This window comes from Micromonospora sp. NBRC 110037 (assembly GCF_001652995.1).
GTDB lineage: Bacteria > Actinomycetota > Actinomycetes > Mycobacteriales > Micromonosporaceae > Micromonospora > Micromonospora chalcea.
In genome coordinates this window covers 181,219-197,079 of sequence record NZ_BBVA01000007.1, presented here as the reverse complement: position 1 = coordinate 197,079, position 15,861 = coordinate 181,219, and the positions used below count along the sequence as shown (strand labels likewise).

At 72.5% G+C, this 15,861-nt stretch carries 15 protein-coding genes and 1 pseudogene; 8 read left to right on the top strand and 8 right to left on the bottom strand.

Annotated elements, in window-relative coordinates; all coding sequences use genetic code 11:
- Nucleotides 1-74: 74 nt before the first annotated feature.
- The 3 genes from A4R25_RS21345 (at nt 75) to A4R25_RS32115 (ending at nt 4,032) form a co-directional block, all read left to right on the top strand.
- The gene (locus A4R25_RS21345) at nt 75-821 is read left to right on the top strand and encodes a membrane protein insertase YidC (RefSeq protein WP_043328577.1); all 747 of its coding nucleotides are present in this window, start codon (nt 75-77) and stop codon (nt 819-821) included.
- Nucleotides 822-899: 78 nt separating this feature from the next.
- A complete protein-coding gene (locus A4R25_RS21340; RefSeq protein ID WP_064447853.1) occupies nt 900-2,324 on the top strand; it encodes a carbohydrate-binding protein in 1,425 nt (474 codons plus the stop codon).
- Between the two features lie 142 nt (nt 2,325-2,466).
- A complete protein-coding gene (locus A4R25_RS32115; RefSeq protein WP_064447852.1) occupies nt 2,467-4,032 on the top strand; it encodes a cellulose binding domain-containing protein in 1,566 nt (521 codons plus the stop codon).
- Nucleotides 4,033-4,045: 13 nt separating this feature from the next.
- On the opposite strand, the gene A4R25_RS21330 is transcribed toward A4R25_RS32115, so the two are convergent.
- Together A4R25_RS21330 and A4R25_RS21325 are read right to left on the bottom strand one after the other, a co-directional pair.
- Nucleotides 4,046-4,708 (bottom strand): DedA family protein, encoded by a 663-nt coding sequence (locus A4R25_RS21330; RefSeq protein ID WP_043328580.1) that lies wholly within the window; start codon nt 4,706-4,708, stop codon nt 4,046-4,048.
- Nucleotides 4,709-4,778: 70 nt separating this feature from the next.
- Entirely contained in the window at nt 4,779-5,369 is a 591-nt protein-coding gene (locus A4R25_RS21325) for a DUF1349 domain-containing protein (RefSeq protein ID WP_043328581.1), read from the bottom strand.
- Nucleotides 5,370-5,422: 53 nt separating this feature from the next.
- Between A4R25_RS21325 and A4R25_RS21320 the strand changes: the two genes are divergently transcribed.
- Together A4R25_RS21320 and fabG are read left to right on the top strand one after the other, a co-directional pair.
- Nucleotides 5,423-7,075, top strand: coding sequence for an alpha-amylase family protein (locus A4R25_RS21320; RefSeq protein WP_064447851.1), 1,653 nt, complete (start codon nt 5,423-5,425; stop codon nt 7,073-7,075).
- Nucleotides 7,076-7,135: 60 nt separating this feature from the next.
- Nucleotides 7,136-7,894, top strand: a complete 759-nt coding sequence (gene fabG / locus A4R25_RS21315) for a 3-oxoacyl-ACP reductase FabG (protein WP_043328584.1) — start codon at nt 7,136-7,138, stop codon at nt 7,892-7,894.
- Here the strand turns inward: fabG and A4R25_RS21310 are convergent.
- Both A4R25_RS21310 and A4R25_RS21305 read right to left on the bottom strand, forming a co-directional pair.
- Nucleotides 7,867-8,344 (bottom strand): annotated as a pseudogene (locus tag A4R25_RS21310) (hypothetical protein). The gene fabG and the pseudogene A4R25_RS21310 sit on opposite strands and share 28 nt — an antisense overlap.
- Nucleotides 8,337-8,750 (bottom strand): hypothetical protein, encoded by a 414-nt coding sequence (locus A4R25_RS21305; protein WP_082931094.1) that lies wholly within the window; start codon nt 8,748-8,750, stop codon nt 8,337-8,339. The pseudogene A4R25_RS21310 and the gene A4R25_RS21305 overlap by 8 nt, the downstream one beginning before the upstream one ends.
- Before the next feature lie 131 nt (nt 8,751-8,881).
- Between A4R25_RS21305 and A4R25_RS21300 the strand changes: the two genes are divergently transcribed.
- Nucleotides 8,882-9,778, top strand: a complete 897-nt coding sequence (locus A4R25_RS21300) for a Gfo/Idh/MocA family protein (protein ID WP_043328587.1) — start codon at nt 8,882-8,884, stop codon at nt 9,776-9,778.
- Between the two features lie 59 nt (nt 9,779-9,837).
- Here the strand turns inward: A4R25_RS21300 and A4R25_RS21295 are convergent, their stop codons facing one another.
- Nucleotides 9,838-10,035: a DUF2795 domain-containing protein gene (locus A4R25_RS21295; protein WP_043328589.1), complete on the bottom strand. Its 198-nt coding sequence runs from the start codon at nt 10,033-10,035 to the stop codon at nt 9,838-9,840.
- 159 nt (nt 10,036-10,194) lie between these two features.
- On the opposite strand from A4R25_RS21295, the gene A4R25_RS21290 reads away from it, so the two are divergent.
- Entirely contained in the window at nt 10,195-11,451 is a 1,257-nt protein-coding gene (locus A4R25_RS21290; protein ID WP_064447850.1) for an erythromycin esterase family protein, read from the top strand.
- A 35-nt stretch (nt 11,452-11,486) separates the two neighbouring features.
- Here A4R25_RS21290 and A4R25_RS21285 read toward each other — a convergent pair whose 3' ends face one another.
- The 3 genes from A4R25_RS21285 to A4R25_RS21275 all read right to left on the bottom strand — a co-directional run bounded on the left by A4R25_RS21285 (nt 11,487) and on the right by A4R25_RS21275 (nt 14,735).
- On the bottom strand, nt 11,487-13,667 hold the full coding sequence (locus tag A4R25_RS21285) for an MMPL family transporter (protein ID WP_064447849.1): 2,181 nt from the start codon (nt 13,665-13,667) through the stop codon (nt 11,487-11,489).
- Between the two features lie 28 nt (nt 13,668-13,695).
- Complete coding sequence (locus tag A4R25_RS21280) at nt 13,696-14,241, bottom strand: TetR/AcrR family transcriptional regulator (RefSeq protein WP_043328594.1); 546 nt, start codon at nt 14,239-14,241, stop codon at nt 13,696-13,698.
- Nucleotides 14,242-14,333: 92 nt separating this feature from the next.
- On the bottom strand, nt 14,334-14,735 hold the full coding sequence (locus A4R25_RS21275; protein WP_043328596.1) for a helix-turn-helix domain-containing protein: 402 nt from the start codon (nt 14,733-14,735) through the stop codon (nt 14,334-14,336).
- Between the two features lie 91 nt (nt 14,736-14,826).
- On the opposite strand from A4R25_RS21275, the gene ligD reads away from it, so the two are divergent.
- On the top strand, nt 14,827-15,786 hold the full coding sequence (ligD, locus tag A4R25_RS21270; protein WP_064447848.1) for a non-homologous end-joining DNA ligase: 960 nt from the start codon (nt 14,827-14,829) through the stop codon (nt 15,784-15,786).
- Nucleotides 15,787-15,861 lie beyond the last annotated feature (75 nt).

Here is a 15,861-nt window from a genome sequence, read left to right as displayed (position 1 = left end):
TCCGTCGTCATCCGTCCCGCCGTGCGGCACGTCGCCGCCCGGGACACCCGGAATCGCCACCGAGGGGTCCACCCATGCTCGCCTTCGCACCGTTGCACTCCGCGGCGTCGGCCGCGGCCACCGTCGTCACCTGGCTCGCCGACGTGCTCGCCCCGCTCACCGGCGGCGCCGCCACGGCGGCCGCCATCGTCCTGTTCACCGCCGCGGTCCGGCTGCTGATCTCGCCGCTGACAGTGGCCCAGGTCCGCGGGGAGCGGCGCCGGACCGCACTCGCCCCCGAGGTACGGGAACTCCAGCGCCGGTACGCCGACGACCCGGCCCGCCTCCAGACCGAGCTGTTCGCGCTCTACCGCAACGCCGGGGCCAGTCCGGTCGCGGGCTGCCTGCCGGCGCTGTTGCAGGCGCCGTTCTTCCTGGTCATGTACCGCCTGTTCGCCACCGGTGACGGCGCGCCGCAGCTGCTGGGGGAGCGGCTGGCCGGCGTACCGCTGGGGTGGCACCTCGGCGACGGCCTGGCCGGCCCGGTGCCGCTGGTGTTCGGCGTGCTGCTGGCCGCGTTGCTCGCGCTGGCCTGGTGGTCGTCGCGGCGGATGCGCCGGGCGGCAGCCGCCACCGGCACCGTGGCCGGGACCCCGACCGAGGGTCCGGGCGCGGCGGTGCTCGGCCGGCTGCTGCCGCTGCTGCCGTACGGCACGGTGCTGGTGGCGCTGGTGGTGCCGCTGGCGGCGGTGCTCTATCTGGTGACCACCACGGCGTGGACGGCGCTGGAGCAGGTGGTGCTGCGTCGCCCGCAGCCGGCGGCAGCCATCGACAAGCGTTGACAAGTGCGGGGGCGGGCGCGTAGAAATCGCTCTCAGAGAGCGCTCTCCCGGACCCGTCCCCGCAGAGAGGCACCCCGAATGAACCCGATCCCGGCGGCTCCGGCCGCCTCCGCCACCGTGCCCCGATCGCGCCGCCGCTTCGCCCTGGCCGCGGGTGTGCTCGCGCTCACCACAGCGCTCGCGGGCGTCTCGATGACCGCCCAGGCCGCGGTGCCCCCGACTCCCTCCGGCTGGAGCCTGGTGTGGAGCGACGACTTCACCGGCTCGGCCGGCACGCTGCCCTCGTCCGCCAACTGGATCATCGATACCGGCACCAGCTACCCGGGCGGCCCGGCCAACTGGGGCACCGGCGAGATCCAGACCTACACCTCCAGCACCGCCAACCTGGCCCACGACGGCTCGGGCAACCTGCGCATCACGCCGCTGCGGGACTCGGCCGGCCGCTGGACCTCGGCCCGGATCGAGACGGTACGGGCGAACTTCAAGCCGCCGTCGGGCGGCGTGCTGGCCCTGGAGGGCCGGATCCAGATGCCGAACGTGACCGGCGCGGCGGCATCCGGGTACTGGCCGGCGTTCTGGGCGCTCGGCTCGCCGTACCGGGGCAACTACCAGAACTGGCCTGGTATCGGCGAGTTCGACGTGATGGAGAACGTCAACGGGATCAACTCGGTCTGGGGCGTGCTGCACTGCGGTGTCGCGCCGGGCGGCCCGTGCGGGGAGTTCAACGGCATCGGCGCGTCCCGGGCCTGCCCGGGCAGCACCTGCCAGTCGGCGTTCCACACCTACCGGTTCGAGTGGGACGCCTCGATCAGCCCGCAGCAGCTGCGCTGGTACGTCGACGGCCAGCTCTTCCACACCGTCGGGCAGAACCAGATCGGTGAGCCGTACTGGAGTCAGATGACCAACCACGCCGGCTACTTCCTGCTGCTCAACGTGGCGATGGGCGGCGGCTTCCCGGACGGCGTAGCCGGGTCGGCGACGCCGACCGCGTCGACGGTGTCCGGCCGGTCGATGCTCGTCGACTACGTGGCCGTCTACACCCGGGGTGGCGGGAGCAACCCGTCGCCGACCCCGACCACGCCGCCGCCGGGCGGGGTGCGTGACGCCTACTCGACGATCCAGGCCGAGTCGTTCAACGCGCAGAACGGCGTGCAGGTGGAGACGTGCTCCGAGGGCGGCCAGGACATCGGCTGGCTCGCCAACGGCGACTGGGCCCGCTACGACAACGTCGACTTCGGCTCCACGCCGCCGCGCGACTTCGTGGCCCGGGTGGCCTCCGGCGCGGCGTCCGGGGTGAGCGGGCTGGTGGAGGTCCGGGTGGACAGCCCGACCGCGCCGCCGATCGGCAGTTTCGCGATCGGCAACACCGGCGGCTGGCAGACCTGGCGCTCGGTGCCGGGCAACGTCGGCGCGGTGACCGGGCGGCGCACGGTCTACCTGACGTTCAGCAGCGGGCAGCCGTCCGACTTCGTCAACGTCAACTGGTTCACCTTCCGCCGCTGAGGCCGATGGGGGCGCGACCCGGATCCCGGTCCGGGTCGCGTCGAACCGGTGCTGGACAGAAACAGTTAACACTCCTAATAATAGGCGCACGTCGACGGTTGTGAATCCCTCTCCACCCCCCGCCCGTCCCCTGGAGGACGCCGTGAGACTCCGCCCCCGCCTGGCGACGCTCGCCGCCGCGCTGACCACCGCCGTGGTCGCCGGCGCGCTGCTCGCCGCCCCGCCCGCCTCCGCCGCCACCGCGGCCTTCGTCCGTACCTCCAGCTGGAGCAGCGGGTACGAGGCCCGGTTCACCGTCACAAACGACAGCTCCGCCGCCATCTCCTCGTGGAACGTCCAGTTCGACCTGCCGTCCGGCAGCACGCTCGGCTCGTTCTGGGACGCCCGCCTCACCACCTCCGGCCAGCACGTCACCGCCGTGAACCAGTCCTGGAACGGCGCGCTCGCCCCGGGCGCCAGCACCAGCTTCGGCTTCGTCGTCAGCGGCACCGGCGACCCGGTGAACTGCACCGTCAACGGCGCCTCCTGCGCCGGCGGCGGCAACCCCAGCAACCCGGGCGCGCCCGCCACCCCCGGCGGCCTGCGGGTCACCGGCACCACCGCGTCGTCGGTCTCGCTCGCCTGGAACGCGGTCTCCGGCACCGTCACCGGCTACCGGGTCTACGAGGGCAGCACGGTCAAGGCCACCGTCACCGGCACCTCGGCCACCGTCTCCGGGCTGGCCGCGTGTAGCGGGCACAGCTACACGGTGACCGCGTACAACGGCAGCGGCGAGTCGGCGAAGTCGGCGGCGGTCGCGGCCACCACCAGCGGCTGCACCGGTGGCGGCGGGGGCGCGATGGCCGCCGCTCCCTACCTCTACCCGGGCTGGGGCGACCCGCCCGCGCCGTCCACCGTGATGGGCGCGACCGGGATCAAGTGGTTCACCATCGCGTTCGTGCTCTCCGGCGGCGGCTGCACCCCGGCCTGGGACGGCAGCGGTCCGCTGACCGGCGGCACGCACGCCGCCACCATCGCCGCGATCAAGGCGGCCGGCGGCGACGTCATCCCGTCCTTCGGCGGGTGGAGCGGCAACAAGCTCGGCCCGAACTGCTCGTCCGCCGCCGCGCTGGCCGGCGCGTACCAGCAGGTCATCAACGCGTACGGGCTGAAGGCCATCGACATCGACATCGAGAACAGCGACGAGTTCGAGAACGAGGTGGTGCAGGACCGCATCCTGGACGCCCTGAAGATCGTCAAGCAGAACAACCCGGGGATCAAGACGATCATCACGTTCGGCACCTCGACCACCGGGCCGTCGTACTACGGCACCCGGCTGATCAACCAGGCCGCGGCCAAGGGCGCCGGGATCGACGTGTTCACGATCATGCCGTTCGACTTCGGCGGCGGCGCGAACATGTACCAGAGCACCGTCAACGCGGCCGAGGGCCTGAAGACCGCGCTCAAGAACGCGTTCGGCTGGTCCGACGCCACCGCGTACGCCCACATGGGCCTGTCCGGCATGAACGGCCTCTCCGACCAGCAGGAGCTGACCTCGCCGGCCACCTGGACGCAGATCCGCGACTGGGCCAAGGCGCGCGGCCTGGCCCGGTTCACGTTCTGGTCGGTCAACCGGGACCGGCCCTGCCCCGGCGGCGGCGTGGTCGCCAACTGCTCCGGCATCGCGCAGAACACCTGGGAGTTCACCGGCATCACCGCCGGCTTCTGAGCCCGCGACGCGGTCAGCGCCCGGCGGTCACCGACTGCCGGGCGCGCCGCCGGCGCACCTTCTTCACCGCCCAGCTCACGATCATGAAACCGAAGACGGCGAAGATCGCGTAGTTGAACCACGAGCTGTACCTGTCGACGTCCTCCCACCGCGACCCGAGGGTGAACCCGGCGCCGACGATCAGCGCGTTCCACACCCCGCTGCCGAGCGTGGTGAGCAGGATGAACTCACCGAGCGGCATCCGGTTCGCGCCGGCCGGGACGGAGACCAGGCTGCGGACCACCGGCACCACCCGGCCGATCAGCACCGCCCACCGCCCGTGCCGTTCGAACCAACGGTCGGCCTTCTCCAGATCCTGCAGGTCGACCAGCGGGATGTGGTCCAGCCAGCGCTTGAGCCGCTCCTCGCCGAGCGCCGCGCCGAGCCAGTAGAGCACCAGCGCGCCGAGCAGCGAGCCGACCGTCGCGGCGAGCACGATGAACACCACGTTGAACCGGCCCTCGGCGGACAGGTAACCGGCCATCGCCAGCACGATCTCGCTCGGGATCGGCGGGATGATGCTCTCCAGCGCCACCAGCAACGCCACGCCGACCGCGCCGAGCGAGTCGATCACGCTCGCCACCCAGCCGGTCAGCCCGGTGAACTGGTTCGGGTCGACGTCCTGGGCCAGGGCCATGTCGGTCCTTCCACGCGAGAGCCGGAGATCCGAAAGTGTTACCCGGACCGGCCGGTGTCACACCTGTGACTCATCCCTCCGGGTGCAGCGCGGCGTCCGCCGGACCCCGTCGCCAGCCGGTGAAGCGGACCCGCAGCCCGCCCCGGCTGGGCGAGCAGCAGTACGGCCCGGCCGACGCCTGCGCCGCCGGGTCGAGCGGGGCGACGCGGACCAGCCGCCACGGCTCGTCGTCGCACCGGGCCCGGACGGTCAGCGCGTCCCCGGCCCGGCTCACCCGGACCGTCACCTCCCGGCCCGACCACTGCGGCACCGGCGCCACCGACCAGTCCGAGAACTCGTCGGTGACCACGGCGCCGACCTGCGGCGCGCCGTCGCTCACCTCGACCCCGGCCTTGGTCCACCGCCGCTCGTCCACCCGGACCAGCACACCGGCCTGATCGAACTGCTCCGAGTAGTCGAGGAGGAAAGACACCTCCACGGCGCTGCCCGCGCCGAACGGTGCGAGCAGTGCCGAGCCGTCGTCGTGCACGAAGCCGTAGCTGGTGCGCCGCCAGAAGTCGCTGCCGCCGTGCGGCTCGACGAGCAGGCCGCCGTCGACCGGCTCGGCCCGCTCGGGCGGGTTCAGCCAGTGGCCGGCGGACCAGTCGTACGCCTCGTTCATCCCGGCACCGTACCGGGTTTGACGGCGCGCACGTTCGGAGAAGTAGTCCTCGCATGGGTGACAGGTGGTATCAGGAGGCGGTCGTCTACTGCCTCGACGTCGACACGTACGCGGACTCCGACGGCGACGGAGTGGGTGACTTCCAGGGGCTGATCGGCCGGCTGGACTACCTGGCCCGGCTCGGCGTGACCTGCCTGTGGCTGAACCCGATCCATCCCTCGCCCAACGAGGACGACGGGTACGACGCGACCGACTTCTACAACGTCGACCCGCGACTGGGCACGCTCGGCGACTTCGCCGAACTGCTGCACCAGGCGAGCAACAGGGGCATCCGGGTGATCATCGACCTGGTGGTCAACCACACCTCGGACCAGCACCCGTGGTTCCAGTCCGCCCGGTCCTCGCCGGACTCGCCGTACCGGGACTGGTACGTCTGGGCCGACCACGAGCCGGCCGACCGCCACCAGGGCATGGTCTTCCCGGGCGAGCAGCACGAGACGTGGACCTACGACCGGACCGCGAAGGCGTGGTACTACCACCGCTTCTACAAGTTCCAGCCGGACCTGAACATCGAGAACCCGAAGGTCCGCGCGGAGATCAAGAAGATCACCTCGTTCTGGCTCCAGCTCGGCGTCTCCGGCTTCCGGATGGACGCCGTGCCGTTCATCATCGAGCGCACCGAACCGGGCAACCCGAACTCGCCGAAGGACTTCGACTTCCTCACCGACCTGCGTCAGCACGTGCAGTGGCGACGTGGCGACGCGGTCCTGCTGGCCGAGGCGAACGTGGAGCCGGACGAGCTGCCCGTCTACTTCGGTGACGGCAGCGGCTCGGGCAACCGGATCCACATGCTGTTCGACTTCATGCTCAACGGCCGGCTGATGCTCGCCCTGGCCCGGGAGGACCCGGAGGTGATCATCGAGGCGTTGCGGGACACCCCCAAGCTGCCCACCGGCGGTCAGTGGGCCACGTTCCTGCGCAACCACGACGAGATCGACCTGTCCCGGCTCACCGCCGACCAGCGCAACGACGTGCTGGCGAAGTTCGGCCCGGACGAGAACATGCAGCTCTACGGCCGGGGCATCCGCCGTCGTCTCGCGCCCATGCTCGGCAACGACCGCCGGCACATGGAGCTGGCGTACTCGCTGCAGTTCTCGCTGCGCGGCACGCCGGTGCTGCGCTACGGCGAGGAGATCGGCATGGGGGAGGACCTGTCGCTGGACGGGCGCGACGCGATCCGCACGCCGATGCAGTGGTCCTACGCGGACAACGCCGGCTTCTCCACCGCCGAGCCGGAGAAGCTGGTCCGCCCGGTTATCGACAAGGGCGAGTACGGCTACCAGAAAGTAAACGTCACCGCCCAGCGCAAGGACCCGCGCTCGCTGCTCGGCTGGTTCGAGCGGATGATCCGGACGCTGCGGGAGGCGCCGGAGACCGGCTCGGGCAGCACCACCCACATCGACGTGCCGATGCCGCCGGGCGTGCTCGCGCACCGCGCCGACGGGCGTACCGGGACCATGGTCTTCCTGCACAACCTCGGCACCGAGGACGTGGAGGTGGACCTGAGCACGCTGGCACCGGAGGCGGACCTGCCGATCGACGTGCTCAGCGACCGCAACTACGAGGACGTGGGCAAGCTCGACCGGCTCAAGCTCGGCGGGTACGGCTACCGGTGGATCCGGCTCTGCCGGGGCCACGGGCGGTAGGCGCGGCGTACCGGCGGGTTAAGCTCCTTCGATCGAGCCACAAGTTACCGGGAGGTAAGCATGTCGGAGGAGCCCCGCATCGCCGTCGTCACCGGAGCCGCGCGCGGCATCGGGGCGGCGACCGCCCGCCGGCTGGCGGCCGACGGCATGGCCGTCGCCGTGGTCGACATCGACGAGTCCGCCACCAAGGAGACGGTGGACGCCATCGGCTCGGCCGGCGGCCGGGCGCTCGGCGTCGGCGCCGACGTGTCCGACCGGGCCCAGGTCGAGGCAGCCGTGGAGCGGATCGCCGCCGAGCTGGGCGCACCGACAGTGCTCGTCAACAACGCGGGTGTGCTGCGCGACAACCTGCTGTTCAAGATGACCGAGGGCGACTGGGACACGGTCATGGGCGTGCACCTGCGCGGCGCGTTCCTGTTCAGCCAGGCCGCGCAGAAGCACATGGTCGAGGCGAAGTGGGGCCGGATCGTCAACCTGTCCAGCACGTCCGCGCTCGGCAACCGGGGCCAGGCGAACTACTCGGCCGCGAAGGCCGGCCTCCAGGGCTTCACCAAGACGCTGGCGATCGAGCTGGGCCCGTTCGGGGTGACTGTCAACGCGGTCGCGCCGGGCTTCATCGTCACCGACATGACCGCCGCCACCGCGGCCCGGATGAAGGTCGACTTCGACGCGCTCCAGAAGCACGCCGCCGCCGAGATCCCGGTACGCCGCCCCGGCCGCCCGGAGGACGTCGCGCACACCATCTCGTTCCTCGCCAGCGAGGGCGCGTCGTTCGTCTCCGGCCAGGTCATCTACGTCGCCGGCGGTCCGAAGGACTGACCGGCCCCCGACCCGGCGCGGGCCCGCTCAGGCGGGGTCGCGCCGGGTGCGCCAGAGCCAGAACAGACCGAGCACCGGCAGCACCAGCGGCACGTAGCCGTAGCCGCTGCCGAAGCCGGACCAGACCGTCTCGTCCGGGAACAGCTCCTTGTCAGCGATGCTCAGCACACCGACGCCGAGCACCCCGACCAGTTCGACGGCGCAGCAGGCCAGCGCGACCCGGCGGCCGGCGTGCCCGGCCCGGGCCAGCCCGACCGCCGCCACGATGTAGATCAGCGCCGCCACCGCGGACAGCAGATACGCCACCGGCGCCTCGTCGAACTTCGTGGCGATCTGCAGGCCGGCCCGCGAGGTCGCGGCGATGGCGAAGACGATGTAGACGGCGATCAGCAGCCGGCCCGGGCCGCGGTTGGTGGCGCGATGCTCGTGCGCGGTCGTGGTGTCAGCCACCGAGCGCCTCCCAGGTCTGCTGGAGCCGGACCGCCACGACCGGCGTGACAAGGCAGATCGCGCAGACGATGCCCGAGCCCCACCGGGTCGGCTCCATCCGCGCCAGCACCCAGGCCAGCGGCGGCAGGCAGACGAGCGTCGCCAGGTAGCCGAAGAACGCGCCCGGCTCGCCCGGCCGCTCGCCGCCGCCGAGCGCGACGAGCGCCACCACGGTCAGCGCGAGCAGCGCCACCTCCAGCACGGCCAGGCCGACGAACTGGATCCGGTCCGGCGGCCGGTGGCGTACCGCCGCCACCAGGGCCCAGAGCGCGACCGCCAGCGAGATCACGATCGCGACCGTGGCGAGCGGCCCGTCCACCGGCGATCCGGCGGCCGCCGCGACGGTCGTCGACACAGTGTCGTTCACCGGCACAGCCTACTAACCGGTGTAGTAGCGGCCCGCCCGCCGGGTCGAGGCGCGCCGGACCGGCCGGAGGACTAGCGTGGATCACGGTCCCGGCGTACGCCGGTGGCGGACGTCGACGGCAGGGGGTCCGGGTGCGGTTCGGGTTGTTCGGCACGGGTTACTGGGCGGCGCAGACACACGCGGCGGCCATCGAGGCGCACCCGCGGGCCCGGCTCGCCGGCGTGTGGGGACGCAACCCCGCCAAGGCGGAGGAACTGGCCACCCGGCACGGCGTACCGGCCTTCACCGACGTCGACGCGCTGATCGACGCCTGCGACGCGATCGCCGTGGCGCTCCCGCCGGACGTGCAGGCCGACATCGCCGTCCGCGCCGCCACCGCCGGGCGGCACCTGCTGCTGGACAAGCCGCTGGCGCTCGACCTCGCCGGCGCCGACCGGGTGGTCGACGCGGCCCAGGCGTCCGGTGTGGCCTCGGTGGTCTTCTTCACCCAGCGTTTCCACCCGAACGTCACCGGGTTCCTCGCCTCGACCGCCGCGGCCGGCGGCTGGCAGCACGCCCGGGCCACCATGTTCGCGTCGATCTTCCAGCCGGGGAACCCGTACGGCGACTCGACCTGGCGGCGGGAGCGCGGCGCGCTCTGGGACATCGGCCCGCACGCGCTGTCGCTGATCCTGCCGGTGCTCGGCCGGGTCACCCGGGTCGCCGCGATGGACGGCCCGAGCGGCCTGGTGCACCTGCTGCTCACCCACGACGGCGGCGCCACCAGCTCGCTCTCGCTCACGCTGGACGCGCCGTCCGAGGCGGTCACCCGGGACTTCGTCTTCTTCGGCGAGAACGGCACCGAGACCGTCCCGCCCGGCGACGGCAGCGCGCTCCAGGCGTTCTCCACCGCGCTCGACCAGCTGCTGGAAGAGGTCGACGCGGGCACCCGCGACCACCGCTGCGACGTGCGGTTCGGCCGCGAGGTGGTGGCCGTGCTCGACGCCGCCGAGACCGCAAGGTCGCAGGGCCGCACCGTCGAGCTGTAAGGAAGGGCCCCTTATTAACGCCTCCGGTAGAGGAAGGGGCCCCTCTTAACACCCGCAGGTCAGGCGCCGGCCAGCGTGACGATCGCCTCGCCCAGTTCGGTGGGGGACTGGAACTCCTCGGCCGGCAGGGACCGCAGCGCCTGCAGCGCCTCGGTGCTGGCACCGTTCTCCTGGCCCCAGCGGACCAGGTCCTCCCGGGAGACCGGGTAGTCCAGCCCGGCCAGGAACTCCTGCAACTGCGCGCCGGTGACGGTCATGCCGCCCGGCTACCCAATGAGCCCGGCGCCATGCCCCCCGCCGGGCCCACGTCCGCCGCTACGCCCGCCCCGCCGACCCGGGCCGCAGCCGCCGCCGTACGCCCGCCGCCCGACTCGACGGCGGCGGTTTGCCCCGGCGGGCCCCGGGTAGCCGCGGACATGCTGGTACAGCGGCTCGGCGCGCCGAGCGACTTCGACCCGCTGCTGGAGCGCGTCCGGGACGCCCGCGTGGTGATGATCGGCGAGGCGACGCACGGCAGCTACGACTACTACCGGCTGCGGGAGCAGTTGACCCGGCGCCTCATCGCCGAGCAGGGGTTCGACTTCGTGGCGGTGGAGGGGGACTGGCCGGACTGCGACCGGGTGCACCGGTCGGTGGTCGGCGCGCCGGACGGGCTCGCCGATCCGCTGGTCGCGCTGGAACGGTTCGAACGCTGGCCCACCTGGATGTGGGCGAACGCCGAGGTGGCCCGCTTCTGCCGCTGGCTGCGGGCGTGGAACCTGGAACGCCCGGAGGGGGAACGGGCCGGCTTCCACGGGCTGGACGTGTATTCCCTCTGGGAGTCGATGCAGGCCATCTTCGACTACCTGGGCGAGGAGGACCCGGCCTCGCTGGAGGCGGCGCAGGAGGCGTACCGCTGCTTCGAGCCGTACGGCAAGCGGCCCGAGGAGTACGCGATGGCCAGCCGGTTCGTCTCCGCCCGGTGCGAGGAGGAGGTGGTCCGGCTGCTGGCGCGTACCCGGGAACAGGCCGCCGCGGACGGCCCGGACCGCTTCTCGGCCTGGCAGAACGCGGAGGTGGTGGCCGGCGCGGAGCGGTACTACCGGGCCATGGTCGGCGGCGGCCCCGAGTCGTGGAACGTGCGCGACATCCACATGGCCGACACGCTCGACCGGCTGCTCGACCGGTACGGGCCGGGCTCGCGGGGAATCGTGTGGGCGCACAACACGCACGTCGGCGACGCCCGGGCCACCGACATGGCGGCGGACGGGATGGTCAACATCGGGCAGTTGGGCCGGGAACGGCACGGCCGGGACACGGTGGCGCTGATCGGCTTCGGGAGCTGGCGCGGCAGCGTGATAGCCGCTCCGCGCTGGGGTTCCCCGGCCGAGGCGATGGTGGTGCCGCCGGCCCGGAAGGGCTCGGTGGAGCACCGGCTGCACGAGCTGATGCCGGACCGGGCGGTGCTGGTCTTCGGCGGCGACGACCAGCCGGAGTGGGTGACCGGCGAGGCGGACCACCGGGCCATCGGGGTGGTGTACGACCCGAGCTTCGAGTCCTGGGGCAACTACGTGCCGACCCGGCTGGGCGAGCGCTACGACGCGTTCATCTGGTGCGACGAGACCACGGCGCTGCACCCGCTGCCGGCGCACGTCACGCCCGGCGAGATGGAGACGTACCCGGCGGGGGTGTGACCGGGTGGGGCCCGTCGGACCCCACCCGGTACGGCTCACACCTGGGCGTGCTGCTTCTCGGCGAGGTGGGCGCGCAGGCCCTCACCCTCGACGTCCACGTTGGGCAGGATCTTGTTCAGCCAGCGCGGCAGCCACCAGGCGGCGTTGTTCAGCAGCGACATGACCGCCGGCACGATGGTCATCCGGACCACGAACGCGTCGATGGCGACGCCGATCGCGAGCGCGAAGCCCATCGACTTGATGATCGGGTCCTCCAGGAAGACGAAGCCGCCGAACACCGAGATCATGATGAGCGCGGCGGCGGTGACCACCCGGGCGCCGTGCCCCATGCCGTTGATGGTGGCCTGCTGCGCGGTGTCGCCGTGCACGAAGTCCTCGCGCATCCGGGAGACCAGGAAGACCTCGTAGTCCATGGCCAGGCCGAACAGGATGCCGATGAGCAGGATGGGCAGGAAGCTGACCAGCGGGGCCGGGGTGTCCAGGCCGACCAGGTCGGCCAGGTGGCCCTGCTGGAACACCGCCACGGTGATGCCGAACGTGGCCGCCACGGTGAGCAGGAAGCCCAGCGCCGCCTTGACCGGCACCAGGATCGACCGGAACACCAGCATCAGCAGCAGGATCGACAGGCCCACCACCAGCAGCAGGTAGACCGGCAGCGCGTCGGAGAGCTTCTCGGACACGTCGATGCCGACCGCGGTGACGCCGGTGAGCAGCACGTCGGCGTTCTGGATGCCGGCGACCTGCTTGCGGATGTCCTGCACCACCGTCTCGGTGGCCTCGTCGGTCGGCCCGCTCTCCGGGATCACGCCGAGCAGCGCGGTACGCCCCGACGGGTCGACCTGCGGCGGGGCCACCGCGAGCACCCCGTCGGTCTTCTGGATCAGCGCGGTGACCTGCGGGATGGCGGCCTGGGTCGCCTGCGGCGAGTCGGCGGTCACCACGACCGCGAGCCGGCCGGTGAAGCCGGGGCCGAAGCCCTCCCGGATCAGGTCGCTGCTGACCCGGGCCGGGGTGCCCTCGGCGGCGGCGGAGGCGTCCGGCAGCGCCAGGCGCATGTCCTGGGCCGGGATCGCGAGCAGGCCGAGGCCGAGCAGCCCGACCAGGATCACCGGGATGCGCAGCTTGGTGACCCAGTTCGCCCAGCGGAAGCCGAAGCCGGTGCGGTCCTCCGAGCCGGTGGCCGGGTCCTCGACCGCCTTGCGGTCACGCAGCTTGCGCGGCAGCACCTTGTAACCGGCGAAGCCGAGCAGCGCCGGGGCCAGCGTGATCGCCACCAGCACGGCGATCGTGACGGTGCCGGCCGCGGCCAGGCCCATCACGGTGAGGAACGGGATGCCCACCACGGCCAGGCCGGCGAGCGCCACCACCACCGTGGCGCCGGCGAAGACCACAGCCGAGCCGGCGGTGCCGACCGCGCGGCCGACCGCCTCCTCCGGGGAGAGCCCGTCGAGGAGGTTCTGCCGGTGCCGGGAGGTGATGAACAGCGAGTAGTCGATGCCGACCGCGAGGCCGAGCATCAGCGCCAGGATCGGCGCGGTGCTGGTCAGCTCGACCGCGCCGCTGAGCGCGAACAGACCGGCCATGCCGACGCCGACGCCGATCAGCGCGTTCAGCATGGTCATCCCGGCCGCCACGAGCGAGCCGAACGTGATCACCAGGACGATCGCCGCGACCAGCACGCCGATGGCCTCGGTCGAGCCGACCTCCGGCTCGGCGTTCAGCACCTCGCCGCCGGGGGCGATCTGCCAGCCCTGCGCCTCGGCCTGCTCGCCGACCTTCTCGTACGCGTCGCGCTGCTCGTCGGTGATCTCGTCGACCCCGCCGGCGAACTGCACCTGGATCAGCGCGTAGCGGCCGTCCGGGGTGAGCGCCTGCGCCTGGTACGGGTCGACCGCGCCGACCACGCCGGGCAGCGTGGCCGCCTCCTGCGTGACCTGCTTGACCAACCCCTGGCCGGCGGGCGTGGTGAGCGCGCCGTCCTGTGGCGCCTTGATCGCGATCGTGCCGGTGGCGCCGCTGGCCGCCGGGAAGCGGTCGGCGAGCAGGTCGATCGCCTTCTGCGACTCGGTGCCGGGCATGGTGAAGTTGCTCGCCGTCGGGCCCCGCAGCGTGGCCGCGGCCAGGCCGAGGCCGACGAGTACGACGAGCCAGATGACGGCGACGAGTCGCCGTCGGCGCAGAGATGCCCGGCCGAGCCGGTACAGCAGGGTCGCCATGGACCTTCCTTGTCCTCGCAGGTTCGGATCAGATGGAGACTTCGAGCGCGCGGTACGCCACGGCGAGCAGCGCGGGTCGCAGCTGTTCGTCGGGGATGTCCAGGAACTCGCCGCAGGTCTCGGCGATGCCGGCGAGCACGACGAGCGCCGCGACCCGGGCCTCGGGCCGGTCGGAGAAGCCGGCGAACGCCGCGACCAGCCGTTCGGAGATCTGCTGGATGTGCATGAACGTGGGCTGCTGGAGCAGGTCGGAGAACTCGCCGCGGAGCAGCGCGATCTCGCGGCGGAAGCGGACCGCCAGGTCGACGAAGCCCTCCGCCGCGACGCGCTGGGCGTCCGCGCCGGTGTGCTCGGCGATCCGGGTGTCGAGTTCCTCCAGCACCGCGATGGCCGGCGCCATCAGCTCGCCGAGCAGCGCGTCCTTGCTGGCGAAGTGGTAGAGCACTGTGGCTTTGGAGCAGCCGACCTCACGGGCGATGTCCTGGAGTGAGGTGCCCTTGTAGCCGGTGACGGCGAACCGCCGAGCCGCCGCGGTGAGCAACTCGTCGTGGGTGGCCGGGGTGGGGCGCGCCATGACATCAAGCATGCCTGACCGATCGGTCAGGTGCTGACCGATCGGTCAGATGGAGCGCGTGGTGTTCGCCACATAAGGGCGATTTCAGTTGTTCAGGCCGGTGGGTGGCCGTGCCTACGGTCGTACTCGGCCCGGGCCGCGCTGATCGCCTCGCGGTGCCGTTCGGCCCAGCTGGTCAGCGCCACCAGCGAGTCGTACAGCTCGCGGGCCATCGGGGTGGCCGTGTACTCGACCTTCGGTGGCACGCAGGGGTGGACATGCCGGTCCAGCAGCCCGTCCCGCTCCAGGTTGCGCAGCGTCAGCGTGAGCATCCGGCGGCTGATCCCCTCCACCCGGCGCTCCAGCTCGGTGAAGCGAACCGGGCCGGCCGAGGCGGCGATCAGGATGCCGATGGCCCACTTCCCGCCCACCCGGTCCAGCGCCTCCCGCACGGTGCAGGCGCTCGCCTGCTCCGCCGCGCCCGATCCGCACCGGTCCGCCTCTGCCTCGCCCACGCCCCGATCGTCGCAGGTGCCGGCCGGTGAGGCGCGCGCCGGGCACCGTGTCGGGGTTGCCGAGCCGGGCCCGGCCCGGGATGGTGGTCCGATGGGCGCCGCCGACGAGACCCGGGCCGGAGTGTCGCTGACCAACCTCGACCAGCCGCTGTTCGACAGCGCCGGGGCGACCAAACGCGACCTGGTCGACTACCTCGACGCGATGGCTGACCGGATCCTGCCGGAACTGCGGGACCGGCCGCTGTCGGTGCTGCGGGTGCGGCCCGGCCAGGAGCCGTTCATGCAGAAGAACCTGCCGAAGTACACGCCCGACTGGGTGCGCCGCACCGAGGTGTGGGCCGAGGCGTCGCGCCGGCGCATCTCGTACGCCCTCTGCGACGACCGGCGGACGCTGCTCTGGTTCGCCAACCAGCGGGCAGTCGAATACCACCCGACGCTCGGCCGGGCCGCGCAGCCCGAGCACCCGACCCACCTGGTGCTCGACCTCGACCCGCCGGAGGGCGACTCGTTCCCGGCCGCCGTGCGGGTCGCGCTGCTGGTCCGGCAGGCGCTCGCCGACGCCGGGCTGGCCGGCGCGGTGAAGACGAGCGGCGCGAAAGGGCTGCACGTGATCGTGCCGGTCGACCCGGCCACCACGGCGGAGGAGGCCGCCGCCGCGACCCGGGCGCTCGCCGTCCGTACCGAACGGCTCGACCCGGCGGCCGCGACCACCGCGTTCATCGTCGCCGACCGCCGCGGCCGCGTCTTCGTCGACTCCACCCGGGCGTACGGGGCGACTGTGGTGGCCGCCTACAGTCCCCGGATCCGGCCCGGCGCCCCCGTGTCGTACCCGGTGGGCTGGACCGACCTGGAGAGCGCGAGCCCGGCCGACTTCACCGTGCGGACCGTGCCCGCGCTACTGGGCGACCGGGATCCCTGGGCGGAGGCGCTACCCGCGCCGCAGCGGCTGCCGGCGGACCTGGTCGAGCAGGGACGGACCATCCCGGTGGCCCGGGTGCAGGCGATGCACGAGGGCAAGCGACGCGCCAAGGCCCGCCGCGAGGCCGGGTGAGCCCGGTCCGCGTCAGCGCCGCCCGGTCCTCGCCGCCGGCGGGTGCTTGCCCCAGGTGAACGCGATGAGCACCAC

Excerpts from the sequence above, each read along its gene's own strand:
- A4R25_RS21280 (WP_043328594.1), bottom strand. The coding sequence starts at position 14,241 with ATGGCGCGCCCCACCCCGGCCACCCACGACGAGTTGCTCACCGCGGCG.
- A4R25_RS21340 (WP_064447853.1), top strand. The coding sequence starts at position 900 with ATGAACCCGATCCCGGCGGCTCCGGCCGCCTCCGCCACCGTGCCCCGA.
- A4R25_RS21285 (WP_064447849.1), bottom strand. The coding sequence starts at position 13,667 with ATGGCGACCCTGCTGTACCGGCTCGGCCGGGCATCTCTGCGCCGACGG.
- A4R25_RS21290 (WP_064447850.1), top strand. The coding sequence starts at position 10,195 with ATGCTGGTACAGCGGCTCGGCGCGCCGAGCGACTTCGACCCGCTGCTG.
- A4R25_RS21295 (WP_043328589.1), bottom strand. The coding sequence starts at position 10,035 with ATGACCGTCACCGGCGCGCAGTTGCAGGAGTTCCTGGCCGGGCTGGAC.
- A4R25_RS21320 (WP_064447851.1), top strand. The coding sequence starts at position 5,423 with ATGGGTGACAGGTGGTATCAGGAGGCGGTCGTCTACTGCCTCGACGTC.
- A4R25_RS21330 (WP_043328580.1), bottom strand. The coding sequence starts at position 4,708 with ATGGCCCTGGCCCAGGACGTCGACCCGAACCAGTTCACCGGGCTGACC.
- fabG (WP_043328584.1), top strand. The coding sequence starts at position 7,136 with ATGTCGGAGGAGCCCCGCATCGCCGTCGTCACCGGAGCCGCGCGCGGC.
- A4R25_RS21345 (WP_043328577.1), top strand. The coding sequence starts at position 75 with ATGCTCGCCTTCGCACCGTTGCACTCCGCGGCGTCGGCCGCGGCCACC.
- ligD (WP_064447848.1), top strand. The coding sequence starts at position 14,827 with ATGGGCGCCGCCGACGAGACCCGGGCCGGAGTGTCGCTGACCAACCTC.
- A4R25_RS21325 (WP_043328581.1), bottom strand. The coding sequence starts at position 5,369 with ATGAACGAGGCGTACGACTGGTCCGCCGGCCACTGGCTGAACCCGCCC.